General features: G+C 39.2%; 22 protein-coding genes. 4 read left to right on the forward strand and 18 right to left on the reverse strand.

The annotated features are described in order from the left end of the window. Window positions 1-35: 35 nt before the first annotated feature. Entirely contained in the window at window positions 36-1,163 is a 1,128-nt protein-coding gene (locus B4U37_RS11860; protein WP_088018401.1) for a hypothetical protein, read from the reverse strand. Window positions 1,164-1,290: 127 nt separating this feature from the next. On the opposite strand from B4U37_RS11860, the gene B4U37_RS11865 reads away from it, so the two are divergent. Continuing rightward, entirely contained in the window at window positions 1,291-2,022 is a 732-nt protein-coding gene (locus B4U37_RS11865) for a ZIP family metal transporter (RefSeq protein ID WP_088018402.1), read from the forward strand. Window positions 2,023-2,103: 81 nt separating this feature from the next. Here B4U37_RS11865 and B4U37_RS11870 read toward each other — a convergent pair whose 3' ends face one another. The 3 genes from B4U37_RS11870 to deoD form a co-directional block, all read right to left on the reverse strand. After that, window positions 2,104-2,958, reverse strand: coding sequence for a M15 family metallopeptidase (locus B4U37_RS11870; protein WP_088018403.1), 855 nt, complete (start codon window positions 2,956-2,958; stop codon window positions 2,104-2,106). A gap of 178 nt (window positions 2,959-3,136) precedes the next feature. Beyond that, window positions 3,137-3,544: a secondary thiamine-phosphate synthase enzyme YjbQ gene (locus tag B4U37_RS11875; RefSeq protein WP_088018404.1), complete on the reverse strand. Its 408-nt coding sequence runs from the start codon at window positions 3,542-3,544 to the stop codon at window positions 3,137-3,139. Window positions 3,545-3,972: 428 nt separating this feature from the next. Beyond that, on the reverse strand, window positions 3,973-4,677 hold the full coding sequence (gene deoD, locus B4U37_RS11880; protein WP_088018405.1) for a purine-nucleoside phosphorylase: 705 nt from the start codon (window positions 4,675-4,677) through the stop codon (window positions 3,973-3,975). 321 nt (window positions 4,678-4,998) lie between these two features. Between deoD and B4U37_RS22215 the strand changes: the two genes are divergently transcribed. Further along, on the forward strand, window positions 4,999-5,142 hold the full coding sequence (locus B4U37_RS22215) for a hypothetical protein (RefSeq protein WP_010193932.1): 144 nt from the start codon (window positions 4,999-5,001) through the stop codon (window positions 5,140-5,142). Between the two features lie 39 nt (window positions 5,143-5,181). Here B4U37_RS22215 and B4U37_RS11885 read toward each other — a convergent pair whose 3' ends face one another. After that, window positions 5,182-5,496: a YodL domain-containing protein gene (locus B4U37_RS11885; protein ID WP_010193931.1), complete on the reverse strand. Its 315-nt coding sequence runs from the start codon at window positions 5,494-5,496 to the stop codon at window positions 5,182-5,184. 176 nt (window positions 5,497-5,672) lie between these two features. On the opposite strand from B4U37_RS11885, the gene B4U37_RS11890 reads away from it, so the two are divergent. Continuing rightward, window positions 5,673-6,779, forward strand: coding sequence for a DUF2515 family protein (locus B4U37_RS11890; RefSeq protein WP_157663776.1), 1,107 nt, complete (start codon window positions 5,673-5,675; stop codon window positions 6,777-6,779). 117 nt (window positions 6,780-6,896) lie between these two features. Here the strand turns inward: B4U37_RS11890 and B4U37_RS11895 are convergent, their stop codons facing one another. Further along, window positions 6,897-7,064, reverse strand: coding sequence for a YozD family protein (locus B4U37_RS11895; protein WP_010193926.1), 168 nt, complete (start codon window positions 7,062-7,064; stop codon window positions 6,897-6,899). Window positions 7,065-7,252: 188 nt separating this feature from the next. On the opposite strand from B4U37_RS11895, the gene B4U37_RS21980 reads away from it, so the two are divergent. Then, entirely contained in the window at window positions 7,253-7,411 is a 159-nt protein-coding gene (locus B4U37_RS21980; protein WP_157663777.1) for a hypothetical protein, read from the forward strand. Here the strand turns inward: B4U37_RS21980 and B4U37_RS11900 are convergent. The 12 genes from B4U37_RS11900 to B4U37_RS11955 all read right to left on the reverse strand — a co-directional run bounded on the left by B4U37_RS11900 (window position 7,400) and on the right by B4U37_RS11955 (window position 18,901). Continuing rightward, window positions 7,400-8,107, reverse strand: a complete 708-nt coding sequence (locus B4U37_RS11900; protein WP_010193922.1) for a hypothetical protein — start codon at window positions 8,105-8,107, stop codon at window positions 7,400-7,402. The two genes, B4U37_RS21980 and B4U37_RS11900, sit on opposite strands and share 12 nt — an antisense overlap. Window positions 8,108-8,686: 579 nt before the next feature. Beyond that, window positions 8,687-8,935: a YozE family protein gene (locus tag B4U37_RS11905; protein WP_245839965.1), complete on the reverse strand. Its 249-nt coding sequence runs from the start codon at window positions 8,933-8,935 to the stop codon at window positions 8,687-8,689. Between the two features lie 31 nt (window positions 8,936-8,966). After that, complete coding sequence (locus tag B4U37_RS11910) at window positions 8,967-9,245, reverse strand: YokU family protein (RefSeq protein ID WP_088018408.1); 279 nt, start codon at window positions 9,243-9,245, stop codon at window positions 8,967-8,969. 11 nt (window positions 9,246-9,256) lie between these two features. Further along, window positions 9,257-10,678, reverse strand: a complete 1,422-nt coding sequence (gene kamA, locus B4U37_RS11915) for a lysine 2,3-aminomutase (RefSeq protein ID WP_088018409.1) — start codon at window positions 10,676-10,678, stop codon at window positions 9,257-9,259. A gap of 96 nt (window positions 10,679-10,774) precedes the next feature. Continuing rightward, complete coding sequence (locus B4U37_RS11920) at window positions 10,775-12,187, reverse strand: sigma-54 interaction domain-containing protein (protein WP_088018410.1); 1,413 nt, start codon at window positions 12,185-12,187, stop codon at window positions 10,775-10,777. A 12-nt stretch (window positions 12,188-12,199) separates the two neighbouring features. Further along, complete coding sequence (gene ablB, locus B4U37_RS11925) at window positions 12,200-13,087, reverse strand: putative beta-lysine N-acetyltransferase (protein WP_088018411.1); 888 nt, start codon at window positions 13,085-13,087, stop codon at window positions 12,200-12,202. A 61-nt stretch (window positions 13,088-13,148) separates the two neighbouring features. Then, a complete protein-coding gene (locus B4U37_RS11930; protein ID WP_088018412.1) occupies window positions 13,149-13,601 on the reverse strand; it encodes a Ger(x)C family spore germination C-terminal domain-containing protein in 453 nt (150 codons plus the stop codon). A 51-nt stretch (window positions 13,602-13,652) separates the two neighbouring features. Beyond that, window positions 13,653-14,360 carry a Ger(x)C family spore germination protein gene (locus B4U37_RS11935; protein ID WP_088018413.1) on the reverse strand — a complete coding sequence of 236 codons (708 nt, stop codon included), beginning with the start codon at window positions 14,358-14,360 and terminating at the stop codon, window positions 13,653-13,655. Then, window positions 14,357-15,949, reverse strand: coding sequence for a spore germination protein (locus B4U37_RS11940; RefSeq protein WP_088018414.1), 1,593 nt, complete (start codon window positions 15,947-15,949; stop codon window positions 14,357-14,359). The genes B4U37_RS11935 and B4U37_RS11940 overlap by 4 nt, the downstream gene beginning before the upstream one ends. Continuing rightward, window positions 15,937-17,064, reverse strand: coding sequence for a GerAB/ArcD/ProY family transporter (locus tag B4U37_RS11945; protein WP_088018415.1), 1,128 nt, complete (start codon window positions 17,062-17,064; stop codon window positions 15,937-15,939). The genes B4U37_RS11940 and B4U37_RS11945 overlap by 13 nt, the downstream gene beginning before the upstream one ends. Beyond that, the gene (locus B4U37_RS11950) at window positions 17,054-17,293 is read right to left on the reverse strand and encodes a hypothetical protein (protein ID WP_088018416.1); all 240 of its coding nucleotides are present in this window, start codon (window positions 17,291-17,293) and stop codon (window positions 17,054-17,056) included. The genes B4U37_RS11945 and B4U37_RS11950 overlap by 11 nt, the downstream gene beginning before the upstream one ends. A 339-nt stretch (window positions 17,294-17,632) precedes the next feature. Then, on the reverse strand, window positions 17,633-18,901 hold the full coding sequence (locus tag B4U37_RS11955; protein ID WP_088018417.1) for a peptidase: 1,269 nt from the start codon (window positions 18,899-18,901) through the stop codon (window positions 17,633-17,635). Between the last annotated feature and the right edge of the window lie 15 nt (window positions 18,902-18,916).

Here is an 18,916-nt window from a genome sequence, read left to right on the forward strand (position 1 = left end):
GCTCCTGGACTGTCCAGGAGCCTCCCAACCATTTTTTATAGCTGCTGAATCAAGTTGTCTAAATCCACTGTCCACGGCTCTTCAATAGAACCTCTGTAAAGTTGAAAAGTGACTTGCCTTGATTCTGTACCTGTTTTATCCCGATGGATATATAGTTTGACGGTGATTGGATAATATAGCTTTGTGTCATAATCACGGTCGGTAGGCAAGTCAGAAAGCCTTTTAACAAGATCAATTTCTTCTAGAAACTTCACTTTTTCCTTCAACAAGACTCTATTTTTATCATCTAGAACGGACGCAAGAATAAACCAGTCATGTTGATGGATGGATAAAACAGTAGCATCCACAATTTCAGCAGGTGACAGCTTTTCTGTATGATCTAACCACTCACCTGCAGCCTTTTTAATCATAATGGAGTGTGCATGATCCATTTTACGTGATTTATGGGTGATGCTATCCTGGAAGTGTATACAGAAATGACCTGGAAAGCCGTTCTGCAAGGCACCTTTACCGTGAGGCATTCCATGCATAGAGGCAGCATATTTATGGTCTTGAGATAGAATGAGAATGGCCCTGCGATCCCAACTCCATGTTCCTCTGTAAATTTCTTTCATTATTTTCGTATCTTCGTTTGTTAAAGGCTGTACATCTGCATGATAGGAGCCTGCTCTTCTTTGAACTTCGAAGGTTCTCCCTGTATCCAAATCCAATACGGTGAAGCTGCTATATCGAGGCAATGCGCTATTTGCTTCATTCCATGTAATCAGATCTCCATAATGAATTTTATATAGCTTTTTCATGTCTTTTGTTAATTGATGAACTGCTTTATCTGGCAGTTCCAAAATTGCCTTGTTGTTTTTTAAATCATATATGTTCATTTGGTGATCAATTGCATATTTGTTATTTTTATCAATATCAATGTACACGTCTGTTGGGGGTACGGGATAGTTAATTTCTACCCACTTTCCATTTTTAATTGCTTTAATGACTGTTTTAGGAGCTCGCATGTCGGATATATACTCAGAGTCAAGCGAAGTTTGTGCATAATACCGCCCCGTCCCCACCCTTTCACCAAAAGCCGCAACATTTTCAGGGATACTCATATAAAGTAAATACATACTAATGACAGCTATTATTAATACAAAAGGATAAAACCTTTTCAAATTCATTCCTCCTAACAATTGAAACAAGTACCTTTATATTTTGTCAAAAACACGTTTAAAGTATGTTGTATTTTTTTTCGTACACATTAGTACTATAAGAATTTCAATGATAAGTCAGGTGAGAATTATGACAGGCGCTTTGTTATGGGGAGCAGTTGCAGGCGGAGCTTTAATACTTGGAGCGTTAGTTGGATTATATATTCCAATCCCTCGAAAACTAACTGGATTTATTATGGCCTTTGGGACTGGCGTACTCATTGGAGCTGCATCATTTGAGCTAATGGGGAAAGTGGAAGTGGAAACAGGATACAGCTATGTCATTTTTGGATTTCTAATAGGTGCTGCATTGTTTATTCTTTTAGAGATGGTGATTATTAAAAAAGGCGGAAAAGAACGCAAACGTTCAAAGGAAAAAAGCGAAGGACATTCTGGCATGGCTATTTTTATCGGTTCTATCATGGACTCCATTCCAGAATCTGTCATTATCGGGGTATGCTTGATAAAATCCAATACGGTTAGCTGGGTTATTGTCCTTGCGATTTTTATTAGTAATATTCCAGAAGCTTTGTCAAGTTCTGTAGGTCTAAGGAAAGATGGTTACTCTAGAAAAAAAATACTGTTTCTTTGGACCATCGTGTTTATTTTAACCACATTGAGTTCTGTATTCGGTTTTGTAGTTTTTAAAGAGTTAAATGAACTCTACATTTATCTTGTTAGTGGACTTGCAGCAGGCGGAATTATTGCGATGGTCGCTTCCACCATGATGCCTGAAGCCTTTGAAGAAGGCGGACCCATCGTAGGCCTCCTATCAGCTCTTGGCCTCCTCTGTTCTTACGTCCTCTCAAGCGGGATACTTTAAAAAACCTCAACCAAATTAAATGGTTGAGGTTCAAGGTTGATGAAATATTTGCTGGAACCTAGATCAGCCGTAAACGCTGATTTATTGTTTTATCGCACGGTCAAAGAATTCTTCTAAGGTTAGATCATGTTCATCCATATAAGCTGCTACCTCTTTGCCAACATAACGAAGATGCCAAGGCTCATATTGATAACCTGTAATAACTTCCCCATCCTTTGGGTATCGGATAATGAACCCATGCTCACTTGCATGCTCTTTCACCCATTTCCCTTCAGGTGTTTCGCCAAATTCCTCTGTTAAGTCTAGCGCTGCAGACCTGCTTGAAATGTCCATAGCCAAACCTGTTTGGTGTTCACTATGTCCTGGTATCGCAGAAACAGCATTGGTTTTTTCTTTTCCCCACTTTTTCAAGTAAGTATTATAAATTCCATACTGCGTTTCATAGGAACGATAACCAGATACTGCGAAAATTTCTACATTCTCAGCTTCTGCTGCAGCAAAAAGCTCTTCCAATGCACGTGCCGCTGCTTCCCTAAGGTATTTTTTCTCATAGTCACCTTCAAAAGAAAAAGGAACATCTGGAATAGTCAAATCACTTGGAACATAATCAGTTGGCAAGGACTGATTTTTATTTACCAGCACTAATAGGTTATCCGTGTTTTCAATCACCTTTTCCTCATTCAACACGGTGAAAAACGGTTCTTCCAAGACGTACTGGTTCTCATTTGTTTCAGGCGGTGCTTCGGTCTGTGGGGTTTCTTCCGGTTGTTCTTCTTCCTCCACCGGTTCTTCTTCAACAGGTGTCTCCTCTACAACCTCTTCTGCCGTATCATTGGTAAAATACTCCCAGAACTTCCAGTTAACTTCGTCCAATTGATTGGAACATCCTGTTAACAATAGTAATATCACCAGGACAGAAAAATGTTTCTTTTTCATAAAATAATCACCTTTTTACTATTCTAATATAATCATTATGAGTTGGTTGGTTCTAGCAATAAAAGTTTCACTCATGTGAAACATACTTAAACAGTGTACCATTAATCCATAACGCCGTAAAAAGATATTACTGATAAAATAGAAGATAAGAAAAAAGTCACTAGACTACATCATGCGATTATTCAGCGTCTTTCATCACCTTAATATAGATTTTTCTATGACGCGGTCCATCAAATTCACAGAAAAAAATACTTTGCCAAGTACCAAGAACAAGCTCTCCGTTTTGGATGATTACCTGCTGGGAGTTCCCAAGCGTCATTGCTTTCAGGTGAGCTGCAGTATTTCCTTCCATATGCCGGTATTTAGGATGTTCCCATGGATATACTTCATCCAGTCGCATCACAACGTCCTTTACAACATCTGGATCTGCATTCTCATTAATAGTAATTCCTGCAGTTGTATGCGGACAATATACCATTACATGCCCTTCTTTTACCCCTGATTTTTGAACCAAACTCTCCACCTTAGCCGTGATATCTTGCCACTCATCCCTCTTATGTGTTTGTAGATTTAAAGTGTGCATCATAAAGTATCATCCTTTATCATATTTTGAATAATCGAGCAAAGCCGCTCGGTTCACTATACATAATTACCTTAGCTGATTGGTTAAATCGCTGTTCCTTTCCGCAAATGGCTGCGCTTTCCACGGGGCGACCTTGAGCCTCCTCGGCAAGCCTGCGGGGTCTCAACATTGCCGCTACTTCCCCGTAGGAGTCTCCGCCATTTGCTCCAATACACAGCTATAAAGTATGTAAATATACGTTATTGGTTTTTCAGTAAGTTTTAAGTTAGATAGCTTTTTTACTAAGGTGAATGGAGTCACCCTGTTGATTGGAGTGGAAGGCGCGCAGTCGCCCGCAGGCAAGCGAAGCGCCTGGAACGGAAATCAACTGATTTAATCTTTTCTAAATTTATAAAAAAGCCCTTGAGTGAATTCCCAAGGGCTAGTGTGTTTTATTTTTTTATTACAGCTTCCAATGCCACTTCCATCATGTCGCTGAATGTAGATTGGCGTTCTTCGGATGTTGTTTCTTCTCCAGTAAGGATATGGTCGCTTACTGTTAGAACAGATAATGCATTTCGGCCATATTTTGCAGCCAAAGTATAAAGCGCTGCGGATTCCATCTCAATTGCAAGAATTCCGTACTTCGCCCATTTTTCAAGCTCGCCGTTGTCATTGTAGAACATGTCTGCCGTGAAGACATTTCCAACTTTTAAATTCAGACCTTTTTCCACTCCAACGTCATAAGCCTTTTTGAGAAGATCGAAATTAGCAGTCGGTGCATAGTCCACTCCACCGAATGTTAAACGGTTCATTTGTGAGTCAGTGGAAGCACTCATTGCAAGGATTACGTCACGAACCTTTACATCTTTCTGGATAGCTCCGCATGTTCCTACGCGAACTAAGTTTTGCACATTATATTCATTCATAAGTTCATTAATGTAAATGGAAATAGATGGAACTCCCATGCCAGTACCTTGAACAGAGACTCTTTCACCCTTATAAGTACCTGTATAGCCTAACATTCCTCTTACTTCATTGTAGCAGACTGCATCCTCAAGGAATGTTTCTGCAATGTATTTTGCACGTAACGGATCTCCAGGTAGTAGGATCGTTTCGGCTATTTCACCTTGTTTTGCTCCAATATGTACACTCATTATGTTACCTCCTAATTGCTCTTGCCATTGTTACTTTACAACAATGACTACTATACCATATATTACCCCTGTTTCAAAAGAATCTCTCCATAAAAAAGCGCATTCTTTTACAGTTGCAGTAGAAAATAAAAGAGAAAGAAATTCTCCTTTCAGGAAGGTGATCTAATTGAAAAAGAAGCTAAAGCAAGCTGTAGAACATGCAAATGCAACGAACACAACAAAAAAGAAAACTGCTGAGCCTCACACTTCCAGACGAGATAAGCAGCAAAGCTAAAATTATATAAATGGCGTCTACCATTAACTAAAAAGGAGCTGAAATAAATGGGAAAGAAACACCGTAATAGAATTAATGGGCAAAAGAAGAATAACCATATCAGTCCTGATGCAATAGAAGCGGAACATACCGCCCACAAAAAAGAGCATTCTCCTAAAGGCCGAAAAAACGGTCCTGGAAATCATATATAAAGACAAAAGGGCAAAGGTTGACCTTTGCCCTTACTCTAATTAGCGTACTGCGACACGATTTATTTTCTTCCAGCCTCCAAATTCCAACCGGTAATAAGTAATTCCCAAAGTACCTTCATCAATCATGATAATATCTCCAGTAGCAATAAACCGGCCTTCATAATCACGTGGAATAGAGTCTGTCACATTGAATTTTTTATATACCTGATCCACTATATCCTGATGACTGCTTCCTTCCATGGTTAGTCGGAAAATGGGATTGTACCCTTTTGATTCTCCATAATTAGGTGTTTGCATAATGGTCACATCATATTCCCCTGTCCCCATCTTCATCATTCTTTTAAGAGCCAACATCCTTTTCACCCCTCAACCATTTCTATATATACTAATTAGCAATAAGGGGTGTCGAATCCTTCATCAAATTATAAAAAGTTTTGTCGAAACGTGAAAATCTTTGCAATAAAAGCAGATGACTCGCCTGTTTAACATGAAACCACTACAATCCTCATACGATAATGCGAGGTGATTTAATGTTTGGGAAGTGGTTTACAGGAACAATATCCAAGCCGAATAATGATTTGGTAAAATTATGGACTACTACAGAAGAAAATCAACTCAAAAAGGAATGGACAAATTCCCCCTTTAACCATTCACCTTCATTAAAAGAAAAAGATATGTTGGTCAAAATCCGCACCAAGACTGCAAGCCTTAATCGAAACAATGTTACACGAACTCAAGCCTATTTGGATTTTTATCTTAAACACCCTGAAGTGCATTGGAGTTTCTTGGCTCACATGGTATCAAGAAATGGCGGCTGGAATATGACAGACCTGAAAGCCAGTCACATATCGACCTTGCTTTCCTACGAGAAGGCCTCCATCCTATTTCGTTTTCTTGAAAAAGCCAATCACCTCATTTTTCAAGATGCTTACCCACAACTGCTCCTTTATGAAGAAAGTAAAAAAGCCGGGAGACCTCTATTTTATCTACTCTCCGAATTTCATGTTTCACCTTTTATGATTCCGATATGGACACTTTTTTTGAATGACAACAGCAAGAAAGAACTGCTTACCGTTTCCTTGATCATTAATGAACAGAATTTTATAGAGTCTAACCTCCTTCAGAATGCTTATTTTCAGCAAAAAGTCTTATCTAGTTTAACCTACCAGCTTCAGGAAAAACTGGGCTTTACACTAGTGTTGTTTCCTTACCGGAAGGCTTCAAAAACTCTATTGACAGGCCTTGGAGTACAACAATTCTCCAACCTTTCCAACCGTATTGAGATAGGAAAAAAGCTTTATGTACTTCTGTTTAAGAACGCGGATGTCCTGCAGGGGGCTTTAGGTTTTAGCAAGGAGAAATCCCATACCGGTTCAAGGGAAGATTACCTTCCTGCCGTTTTTTCATCTAAGTCTGATTCCAGTAAAATATATAGTCCGACCATAGATGCAGCTTGGGCGGATTTTGATCATCCATCCATTGTGCCTGTTGCTTGGTTCCATAATATTGAGGAGGTGTTACCGTTTTTCCATCTCCCTTCCACCCAAGAGCCGGCTGATATGGAGAAAACTCATCTTTATAATTTGATGAAGCTTACTGGGATATCTGAGCTTCATGGGGTTTTCTTTGATAAGTAAAAATTATGAGGTTCCGACATAAACGGGGAGCTGCAAAAAAACTAAAAAAGCTGCCCCCAAGGCTACGATCTCGCCTAAGAAACAGCAATGCTTGTATGATTTTTTCTTTATCGATTCCTATTCTATCTCTTCATCAATAATGCATTTCTCTAATAAATAATCAAACATGATATCCGCCAACTCTTCTATCTCGCTTTCAGCTGGAACATACCCCCGCCTTACCAGCTCATTGTAAAAGAACTCGGCTATTTCTTCTGTGTCAATGACCACTTCGATTTCTTTCACAATATCACCCCTTTTTTAAGGTTTATGTACGTCTTTAAAGATATATGTCTTACTCTCTATATTAATCCATCAGGTTGGATAATTGCTATCTTTGTTTTCAAAAATTCCGAAAAAGTGCATATCAAAGTTCATGTGTGCATACATTGGGGACATAAGGACAAGCCGTCACAAATTAGGAGGAGATTAATATGAAGAACTATTTAGCAAGTTTAGAAAGATTGGGAGAAGAGGAAGTTTTATTGCCACTGTTAGATAAAATTTCGGACAAACTAGTATTGGCGACTGCAATTATTGGAGGTCCATTTTTTATCTATTTGATCTTTCAATTCTCCACACTATTTTTCTAGTTGACTATGTTTCTTGCCATCCATGTATTTTTTCAAATTCTTCATGACTAGATTCATCACTTCCATGTATTCTTCATCGCCGAAGATATCATACAGCACCTTATAATCATTATAGACATCTAGAAGTCCATCTATTATCCTTTGATATTCCTTGTTGTATTCTTCTTTTTTGAAATGTTTGTTTGATCCAGTCATCGGATTATACAACTCCAAGCTTGTATTTTCTTTGTTGAACATATAGGACAATCCAAGTTTGTGGATAAGTATTTCAGCATGTTCGTGATGGACAACCATTGTCAATTCTTCCTCTCCCGCTTCCAACCATTCCCCATCAGACAATCTAGTCAGTTCATAAATAATGTCTTCCCATGAGTCTTCTTTGTATCGCCATATTTCCGTGCGGAAACCGACTATTTTAAATAATTCTTTCCCATAACCTGCAACATGGACAATATCACCGATAAAATACATATACTTGATATCAAGTCGTTCGGTTACCAGCACTTTTCCCTCGTATTCAGATACAAAGGCAAGTGTCTCTTCTTGATATAGCCCATCACTTGAATTTACTTCATATACGTACGCACCATCAATTTGCTTCATGTCCGTCACTTTACCGACAGTTCCATAGATGGTGATGACGACAATGTCGCCGATTTTATATTTCGGTTTATTTGGTTTTTTGTTCTTCCCCATATAATTTCTCCCCATTTATCACTGTGGCTTTAATAGTAATGTATTATATGCAGCAAGATGCCAACTCGCCAAAGTGTTAGGGCAAAAAGTGGTTGTACCGATGTGTTAATAGGCGGCCGTCCCTATTAATCTCATTCTCCATAAACGTAGAGAATAATAAAAAACGAGACTTAGGAATCGGTTATTGGCTAAACGACGCTGTTCCTTTACGCAAATGGCGTCGCTTTCCGCGGGACGGTGCTTGAGCCTCCTCGCTGCGCTGTGGGGTCACAAGCTACCGTTACTCCCCCGCTGGAGTCTTTGCCATTTGCTCCAATTCACAGCTGAAAATCAGAGAACAGATGTTAGTGCTTTTACAGTTAATTAAGTTAGATGTTCGCACAAATCCTTTCGTTTATGGAGTACCTTAGTTGATTGTAGTGGAAGGCGCGCAGACGCCCGAGGGAGGAAGGGACAGGTGAGACCCCGGAAGGCGAAAGCCTGAGGAGGCTCACGGACCGCCCGGAACGGAAATCAACAGGATTTAAACTTTTCTCAAAAAAAAATGCACCCTCATAAAAGGTGCATTTTGCATAGCTATTAAACATCTTCTTCGTATAGTTCCCAGGCTTTGTCGAAGGTAGACATGCTGTCTAAGTATTGGCCGTTCATTTCTAGATAGCTGCTGATTTCATGGTAGTCCTCTGAGTTTTTTGGAAAACTATGATCGTCGTAAGCATGATTGGCAAATATACTGATGTCATCTTTTTTCAAAGCATGACGAAACTTCATTAAATAATGGTAAAACGACTTTCTCAAACTGCATTCACACCCATTTTTTACCCTCATTCTACATTAGAATGAGGGTAAAGGACAACCATTAGCTTGAAAAGTCAAAGTAGTTTCTTTTTAACAATCGGGGTTTAGCCATAAGTTCTTTGTAACTGAGCTCTGCTTCTAATACCTTCGTGTTGATCAAAAACAATTGATCCTCTATTTCCTTCAAAGTTGTTTCTTCTTGATATTCCATACCGCAATCCCCACAAATGACAGAGGGTGTTTCTGTTATAGTCACGGCTTTTGTTCCATCGGGCAGTTCCCAATAAACTGTACCGGATGAAGAGGTTGCTTGTGAGCTTTCACACCAATTACATTTCATCAAGTACCCTCCTAACTTGATTCACTCTTGTTTTCTTCTTCTCCAACTATATATTTCTTCTGTTGGGCTTGGAATTTCTTTTCTTTTAATTCATCCCGTTTGTCGCGTTTATCTTTTAATGAAGAGTGTTCTGGGTTTGTTTCATAGTCCTTGCGTCGATTCAAACGATTTAATCCTTCTGGAACAAGATTGAATTGGGAATCATTCATCAGTGCTGCAATCCCTATATTAGAACGCTTATCCTCCATGTTTGAATAAATTTCTCCAAAATAGGCTTCTGCTCTTCCTGGGACATAATTTTCTGGTTCCGGGTAAGTGGTGATAACGCCTTCGAAGTTCCTTAACACTACTTTGTTCGCACTTTGAGAGATAATATAATTCGGTTGTACAGCTATTTTACCACCGCCACCAGGGGCATCTACTACAAATGTCGGAACAGCATACCCGCTCGTATGTCCACGTAACCCTTCAATTATTTCAAGTCCCTTTGAAATTGGGGCCCTGAAATGTCCGATTCCTTCCGAAAGATCACATTGATAGATGTAGTAAGGTCTGACACGGATTTTGACAAGGTCGTGCATCAGTTTTTTCATGATTGGCACACTGTCATTGATCCCGGCCAAAATGACCGCTTGATTACCTACAGGTACACCTGCATTCACGAGCATTTCACAAGCGAGCTTAGACTCTTCTGTAATTTCAATAGAAGTATTAAAGTGAGTATTTAACCAGACAGGATGATATTTCTTTAAGATGTTGCAAAGGTTCTCTGTAATTCGTTGAGGAAAGACGACGGGTGCCCTTGTTCCTATCCGGATAATCTCAAGATGCGGAATGGCACGCAGGTTCTTTAAGATGTATTCAAGGATTTGGTCATTGATCAAAAGACCGTCTCCCCCAGAAATTAAACAATCTCTGATTTGGTCATTTGAAGCGATGTAAGCAATGGCGGCATCCAATTGTTTTTTTGGTACTCCCATTCCTATTTGGCCGGAGAACCTTCTGCGTGTACAGTACCGGCAATACATGGAGCACTGGTTGGTAACCAGAAACAAAACCCTATCTGGATAACGGTGCGTCAGGCCAGGGACTGGCGAATCTTCATCCTCATGAAGAGGATCTTCGAGATCGTATTTTGTTTTATAAATTTCTTTTGAAATTGGTACAGACTGCATCCGTATAGGACATCTAGGATCATCTGGATTCATTAACGAAGCGTAGTATGGCGTTATATTTAAAGGAATGGTTTTGGTGGAGATTTTTACCCCTTCCTCTTCTTCCGGTGTTAAATTAATGACTTTCTTTAAATCCTCAAGTGTTCGGATTGTATTGGTCAACTGCCATATCCAATCATTCCATTGTTCTTCTGTTACATCTTTCCAGAGTTCAAATTCACTCCAATGCCGTTTGGGCTTATATAGATCCATTTTCATCTCTATCTCCTCCCTGTTCTACACCATGCAATAACCGTGCCAACTACGCTGATGCCCAGTTATTACTTATATATGTAGAATAGGAGAAACTTGTTATTAATCTGCATGCCGGATTTCCGGCACTTTAGTAGCACTAGATTTCTCTTCCAGTTTAGCCAGTTTGTATTGAAGGGTCTGACGAGGAATGTCCAAGATCTTTGCGGCTTTCATTACGTTCCCATTTGTCTGATCCATGGCATTTCGGATCATAGATTCTTCTGTCTTCTGTAATTCTGTCCTTAATGAACCCAAACTTTTTAAGGTTGAAGCTCTCTGCTTTATTTTGTTCAACTTTGCAGGAAGATGTTTAGTAGATATGGTTTCACTTTTTGATTTTAATAGGACATATTCTATCGTATTGATTAATTCTCTTACATTACCTGGCCAATGATAAGAACCAAAGATTTCTTCAATTACCTTAGGCAACAGATAAGAAATTCTGGTTTGTAATTTCTTTTGCAATAGAAGGCTTATATCATGAGGTCGTTCCCTTAATGGTGGGATATATATCGGGCAAGTGTTCAATCGATAATACAAGTCTGCTCTAAATGATCCATTCTCTACACAGGTCTCGGGAGACTCATTCATTGCAGTGATAATCCTGACATCCACTTTAATCGTAGTCGTTCCTCCAACTCTCCTTATGGATCCATCTTCAAGGACTCGCAGCAGTTTGGCCTGCAGTTCTAACGGCATGGAATTCATTTCATCAAGGAATAAGGTTCCCCCCGTTGCCAGCTCAAAAAGTCCTTTGCGGTCAACTGCACCGGTGTAACTGCCTTTTTCCGTACCAAACAGAATGCTTTCTAGCAATGTAGCCGGTATCGCTCCACAATTTTGCGCAATAAATGGTCCGTGTTTTCTAAGAGATTGATGATGAATCCCTTGTGCAATGATTTCCTTTCCTGTCCCTGTTTCACCCCAAATAACAACAGGTAATAGTGAGGATGCAAATAACATGGCGTCTTGGAGCATAGATATACAATCCGGATCATCCGTGATGAAGTTATCTAATGTGTAGGTGGCTTGGAAAGGTAAGAACTTCTTTGCTCCTTCTGATTTATTAATTTTCGCTTGCAAGTCCATCAGTTTATTAGATAGTGTGTTTAAATGTCCATAATTTTTGGCAATTTCCACTGCTCCTAATAAATTTTCCCCGTTTAGAATTGGGATGGTAGTGTTCACCGTTTCAAGTAATTGCCCTTTTCTATTTTCATATCGTTGATTTTCATGATAGATTGGCTTTTTCGTTTTCAGTACTTTCAACAACGTACTGGTTTCCTCCGTCAAGGAAGGGAAAACATGTAAAAGATGTTTTCCTAGTACTTCCTCTACGTTCATGCCATCGTAGCCCGCTGCCACCTTGTTATAATAAATGGTGATACCGTCTTTATCTACAGCGTGAATGGCTTCATCAATTCCATCTAAAATAGCGATAAGCATCTCTTTAGATAGTGTATGTGTTTGCATGTACAGCACCGCCTATTTCTCGGCATTCTGTGCCGGTTTTTGGGCATTATTGAGCGAAAGATCTTTACTCCACACATTCATATCTTCAATCTTATCGAAAATATAACAGTTATTTTTCAATCTTCCTTTATACGTGTAGTCGAGATTGTGCAAGACAGCATTCATCCCGAATGAAAGCGCCCTGGCAATCGAATAGCTGCAATAAATTTGCCTTTTCACTAATTCCGCTTCAAGTTCACGAATGAGAGTGTTCATGTAACCGCCTTTACGTTTGGAAGGCAATGTCGCACAGTCCGTAATTTCGGCATTTCTATATGTTTCGTTCATTTCCGCAGAGGCAGCCGCTATGATTTCTCCTTTTTCCTCCAAAAGCATAAAGAGAGTATTACTTTCCATTTGTTCGATAATAAAATTTGGATCTTCAATTGGCACAGGATAGATTGGGAAAACATCTTTGTAAAATAAGGATAAAGCTTGAGCATCTGATGTCTTTGCCACACGTAACGTTAAATTCGAATCAAGCAGTACATCCTTTTGATTTTTCTTTTGCCAAACCGAATCAAGGATACTATCTTCCTCACACCATCTATCACTGTTATATCGATCAACCTTCCTGTATTTGCACAAAAAATACCCATCTCCACCAAGAAAGTATCCAGGAACAGAAGCTTCCAATAGAAATCCTCTTTCCATCAGTGTGCTTACATTTTCTTTTCTCGATTTTATAATTATTTTCTCCACAAATGGCTGCTTGCTCCATTCCTCAATCCTTTCAATGATTTGCTTTATATTCCCTCTGAAATCTTCTATTTTCAGTCTTTTATTATAATAATCCTCATATGCGCCCACATAAATGGCTTCATTTTTTATCCATATGGTTTTACCTGATTTTGTACTCATTGTATCCCCCCTCCTAATTCAATTCGTCATCGAACAGGAAATTCCCCCATTTATTTCTTTTCTATTGACCAGAAACTGGTTCATCTGTTAAAAAGCTCTTGTTTCGTATTCCAGAACGTTTGATGCGGTAATCTGCACGGACCTCCACTTCCGCTTCTGAAAAAACTTCGTCCCATTCATCTTCAACCTTTTTAAACTTCTTTGGTGATGTACGATAATATACCTCCCCAAACCCAAAAATATCAGCTTTATAATCATGTTGCATTTTTTGAATGGTTGCCAAAATCTTTTCTTCTATATACTTATTTAAGGCATCTTCATGATTTTCATATGTTTTTATTTTTTCTAGGTTTTGATGACATTGGGTTCCTTGTATTTTTGCTTCTCCACTAATATTCACTTTTATTTTCACACCAGAAGCTTCTTCTATCGTTTTCACATCTGAATGGGAATGGATAATGCGGATATCTAGAAAATTGTCCTCTTCCTCATTGCCTTCTTCATAACATGGCACAGTTAGACTGGTCCTGCTAAGCCCTTGTGTCCAGAGGTAATCTCTTGCTTCTTAACGAGATAAAAACCCAATCAGTTTGTCTTTTTTAAAAACAGAAAGACCCGAGATGACAACAGTGGAATCAAGCTCCGTCTTCGAATTTTGTTCAATATTCTTCCCAGCTTCCGGCTTTCCTTGTATGGAAACAGCACTTGTCACCGGATGTCGTCCATTTGAAGTAAGAGAGGAAATAAAATCTGTAAGGCGCACATACGGGTCCCCGCCCCATTCTTCTAAGTACACCTCAATTTGTTTATGAACTTTAATAGAAGGTACCAATTCTAACGGATAGGTTGTTTTTACGATATCAGAGGCTTTAGTACCTCTAGATATCAGGATGTTAAAGTCATTGCGGAATTCTCCCGTCCTTTCTAAGAAATCCAATACATCACCTACTCCATCTTTAGCAAGTAATTCATCAATTACAATGATTCTAGTGTGAGAATAGATTAGTTTTCTAGAAAGTCCGACATTCATTCTTTCTGAGAGTTCCGCAAGTGAGTTCCCTTCCTCTTGAAAAGTAATGACAGGTGTTCCGCTACCAGGCTGGTCAGCGGAAAGTTGCGGGGCGTTTATCGTCTCGACAGTGACTCGGAATTTTGCATTTTCTCCCTTTTCGATTGCAATGCCTGTGACGATGGAAATTTCATTAAGCTCGACTTTGTCCCAACATCCAGTTAATAACGCTAAGACAGAGCAAATACATAACCTTTTCTTCATGAGAAATTCCCCTTATCTTGTGATGGGCCAGTGTTGTTTCCTTGATCAGTAGTTTTCTTCGTATGTTTGGGTTTTAAATAGGAAGGCCGGGTAATATTATCCCAAACAGGCATTCTGACAAAAACATCTTTCTGATCTTCCAATAGGAGAGGAGCCACTGGAGCCAGATACGGCACACCATATGATCGTAAACCCGTTAAATGGATAACCATGATGACAACCAAAAGAAGTACCCCGTACAACCCGATCAATGCACCCATTAAGATAAAGGCAAACCTTAAAATCCTCGTAGCAATGGAAAAGTTATATATAGGGGAAACAAAGCTTGCAATTGCTGTTAAAGCGACAATAATAATCAAAACGCTTGAAACCAATCCCGCTTCCACAGCTGCTTGTCCAATTACCAATGCACCAACAATGGAAACCGTCTGCCCAACGGCCCTTGGCATTCTGACCCCAGCTTCCCTTAACACCTCAAAAGTAAGTTCCATCAAAAGTATTTCGATTACTGCCGGAAAAGGCACTCCCTCCCTTTGAGCTTGGACACTAATTAAGAGCGACGTGGGAATTAGCTCGTGATGATAGGTAGATATGGCTACATACAAGGATGGCAACAACAAAGAAAGCATAAATGACACATAACGGATAAGCCTGATGAAAGAAGCCATAAAAAAAGGTTGATAATAATCTTCCGTTGAAATAAAAAAATCCGTGAATACGGTAGGCACACTTAAAGCAAAAGGACTTCCATCCACTAACACTGCTACCTTTCCCTCAATAAGGTTCGCCGCAATATTATCTGGTCTTTCCGTGTTATAAGTAAGCGGAAAAGGTGTCATTGATTTATCTGTCAGGTATTCCTCGATGTTCCCACTATCAAAAAGACCAACTACATTTACCTTTTCTATCCGGCTCTTCACTTCCTGTACTAGATCCTCGTTGGTAATGTTTTTTATATACCCTACCACTACCGCCGTTTTTGTATCCTGTCCTACACGGTACTGTTCAAAACAAAGGTTGGGATTGCGGATTCTGCGTCTGATCAAACTAATATTTGTATTCATTGTTTCTGTAAAGCTGTCCTTAGGTCCCCTGATGATTGTTTGGGTACTTGGCTCTGATACGCTTCTTTTTTCAATGCTTCCCAAATTGATACATAAAGCTTTCTCTATCCCATCGATAACGATGACTGCATACCCATTGAGAAGTTTCCAAAAAATCTGATGATAATTCTCAGCAAATTTATATGGAACAGAAGCAAAGTATTCTTTTCTAAACTCTTCTAAATTCCCAGTCTGGAAAACCGTGTCAGATCCTTCTGCTGCAACGAGCGGCTCGAAAATTTCTTCAGTTAATCTGTCTTTTGAAATTAACGTATCGAAATAATAAGCAATGGCATCCCTTTTTCCAACTACTAAAGTAGAATAATGAAAATCAATGGAAAGTGAAAATTCTTTTTGTATGATTTCGTCATTATCCTTTAGTGATTGCAGTAGTGGTTCTGAAGTTTCTTCCTCAGAATATATCTCTTTATCCGTAGAACTGATATTCTCACTTTCCCCTAATAGAATTTTTTTCAGCTTTCCCATTCCACTTCACTCCTTTTTTTGCCACTTTTCTTCCTAGTACGGATCAGCACGATCACAAGTAATAAAAGCGGCAAAGCGAACTGAAAAGGAAGATGGACAAAATAAGGGACAATCTGTAAACCTTCCTCAATATGTTCAGCGAAATTATCGGTTATGATGATAGAAGACAAACAAATTATCGAACCCACAGGAAAAAGGTATTTGCGGTACTCTCTATTGGAGATATGTTCTAAACCCTTTAATGCACCAAAAAAGAAAACTCCTATTTTCACGATAATGCCATACATAACCACAAAGACAACCGCAATATCCACCCTTTCAACAAAATCCAATAATGAGATTTCTCGTGCTGCCGAAAGGAGTGGGAAATTCGACCTTTCTTTCATTTCATGCCCAAGTGTCATCACTTGAATGACAGATGAATAGACAAGCACTGATGTACTGAGGATGATACTTGCTATAGCAAAACCTTTTGCCTTCTTATATTTTGTGACGAGTGGTAATACAACCGCAAAAGCAATAAGCTCTCCGTATGGGAATGTCAATAGGCTAGGAAAAATTGCTTGAAAAATTGGTTTAATGCCCTCATCGAGGAATGGCCTAAGGTTCTCGAATTGGATTTCGCCTGACATCAAAATAAATATTCCTACTAAAAATGTAAATAAGAACACGTAGGGAAAAAAAATCTCAGAGGTTCTTGCCATCACTTCTATGCCTGAATTCAACATGTAAACAATCGTCAGCATAATAGTTATGCTAATAATTTCAATTGGTGTATAGATAAAAATGGTGGACACAATTAGTTCGCCAAAGTCCCGCAAAACCCTTGAGGAAATGTAGATGAAATACATGATATAAAGAAAACTTACTGCTCCCCCTACCCACTTGCCAAGACAGAATTCAATAAGAGCAAATAGATTATATCCCTTTTTTCTACCAAGCATGAAATGCAGCACATATATATACCCTACTCCTATTAATCCTGCCAGGCTAATGGCCATCCATACATTTTGCTTGGCTTCTCCTCCTATCCCTACAACAGTGGCGCTGCCCATTTCAAAAATAAGCATTAAGATAAATAGTTGCCATAATGATATTGTTTCTTTATTTCCCATTAGCACCTTTGCCCCTGCCTTTATTATTTTTGAAACGTACATCTTGGATGACAGCAACTAGAATCCCAAATATAAACGTCAAATAAACCATCCACTCTCTTAATCCCGGATCAAAAATGAATAAATGTGTAAAACAATCTAAGATATTACTTTCATAGTAATAACAATCCAAAATGGTAGTGAAAAGCATCATACTTATAAATAGTAAGATAGTAAAAAATGTCACCATTAAGTTGCCTCCGGTCTTCATATACTTGATAGTGTTTTCTAATTACGACAGGATATGTAAAATAGTGTAAATGAAATGGAGGAAAGTTGGGGCAGGTAAAGGTATCTGCACAGGGGGAAGAACGGATATCAAGAAAAAAATCAATATATCAATAAGTTCTGGCATATATCAATAAATTTTGAGATATATCAAGAATTTTATTGATATATCAAGAATTTTGGAGATATATCAATAAAAAACAAATTATATCAAGAAATCGACATAACTCAACAATACTCTCCTATCACACCACCACCTCAATATAAAAAAAAGAATCTCTATTGTAAGAGATCCCATCATTTATGCTTCTTCGGAGATTCCGCACCAATCCATCAATACCAACGCAATAACTTCAGCAGCATTCATCATTTGATCAATGGAGATATATTCATTTGGATAATGGGCAACTTCTGTTGTACCCGGCCCAAATACGACTGTCGGGATGTTGCAAAGTTGGGTAAACAATCCACCATCTGTTCCCCAAGGCGAGGCTTCCACAATGGCAGACTTTCCAACAACCTCTTTATATGCATGGTCTATCACTTTTACAAACGGATGTGTCACCTCAACCGTTCCTGGCACCCATTGAGCCCCAAACCACTCCAACTCTACCGGATGGGTTTCAAACCACGTATCAACTTCCTTCAATGAACGTAACGAAGCAGCTAACTCTTGTTTAACATCTTCTAACGTTTCCTCTGGTCCAACGCCTATTCTTCCCTCTAAAACCACCAGATCAGGAACAGACGATGGCCAGTTTCCTCCTTCAATTTTACCTAAATTAATAGGAAGCGGAATGGGAATACCCTTATAAAGCGGATCATTGACTCTATTGTTACGAAGCGTTTCCAGTTCTTTTATTTTATCCATAACAACCACACTCTTTTCAAGAGCACTTACCCCCTCATACCTCGTGCCACCATGAGCCGATTTCCCCTTTACTTTTAGCCGAAACCACATCGATCCTTGTTGTTTAGGGAATATCTTCATATTGGTAGGTTCAGGGATTAGTACCGCATCTGCAGAATAACCTCGTAGAATTGCCGCCAACGTTCCGGCGCCTCCACTCTCCTCTTCAATCACACTTTGGAAAATAACATCACCCTTAAGTTTTACACCGATCGATTTTAATGCATTTATAGCAAGAAGTAAGGAAACGTTTCCTCCCTTCATATCTGTGCTCCCACGTCCGTATACCTTCCCATCTTGAACTTTACCTTCATACGGGTCACAATCCCACTGCAGCATGTCTCCTTCAGGAACCACATCGATATGTCCGTTTAGGATGATCGAGTGGCCTCCACCAGTTCCTCTCCAAATTGCTACTACATTGGGGGAGTCCTCAAAATTGTCGCGCGTCGATACAAAGTTTTCATGAGCACTTATTTCCTTTATATCCGGTTCCCAAATATCTATTTCCAAGCCTAGTTCCCGGCACGCTTCAACCACCACTGCTTGAGCGGAACTTTCCCTTCCCTGGATACTTCTTTCTTGAATAAGTTTCCTTAGGAGCTTGACAGCATTTCCCTTGTTTTTGCCTAACCACTCCTTGATCAATTTCTGTTCCATCTCATCCCCCCTTTT

The organism is Sutcliffiella horikoshii (assembly GCF_002157855.1).
In the GTDB taxonomy this organism is placed as follows: Bacteria; Bacillota; Bacilli; order Bacillales; family Bacillaceae_I; genus Sutcliffiella_A; species Sutcliffiella_A horikoshii_C.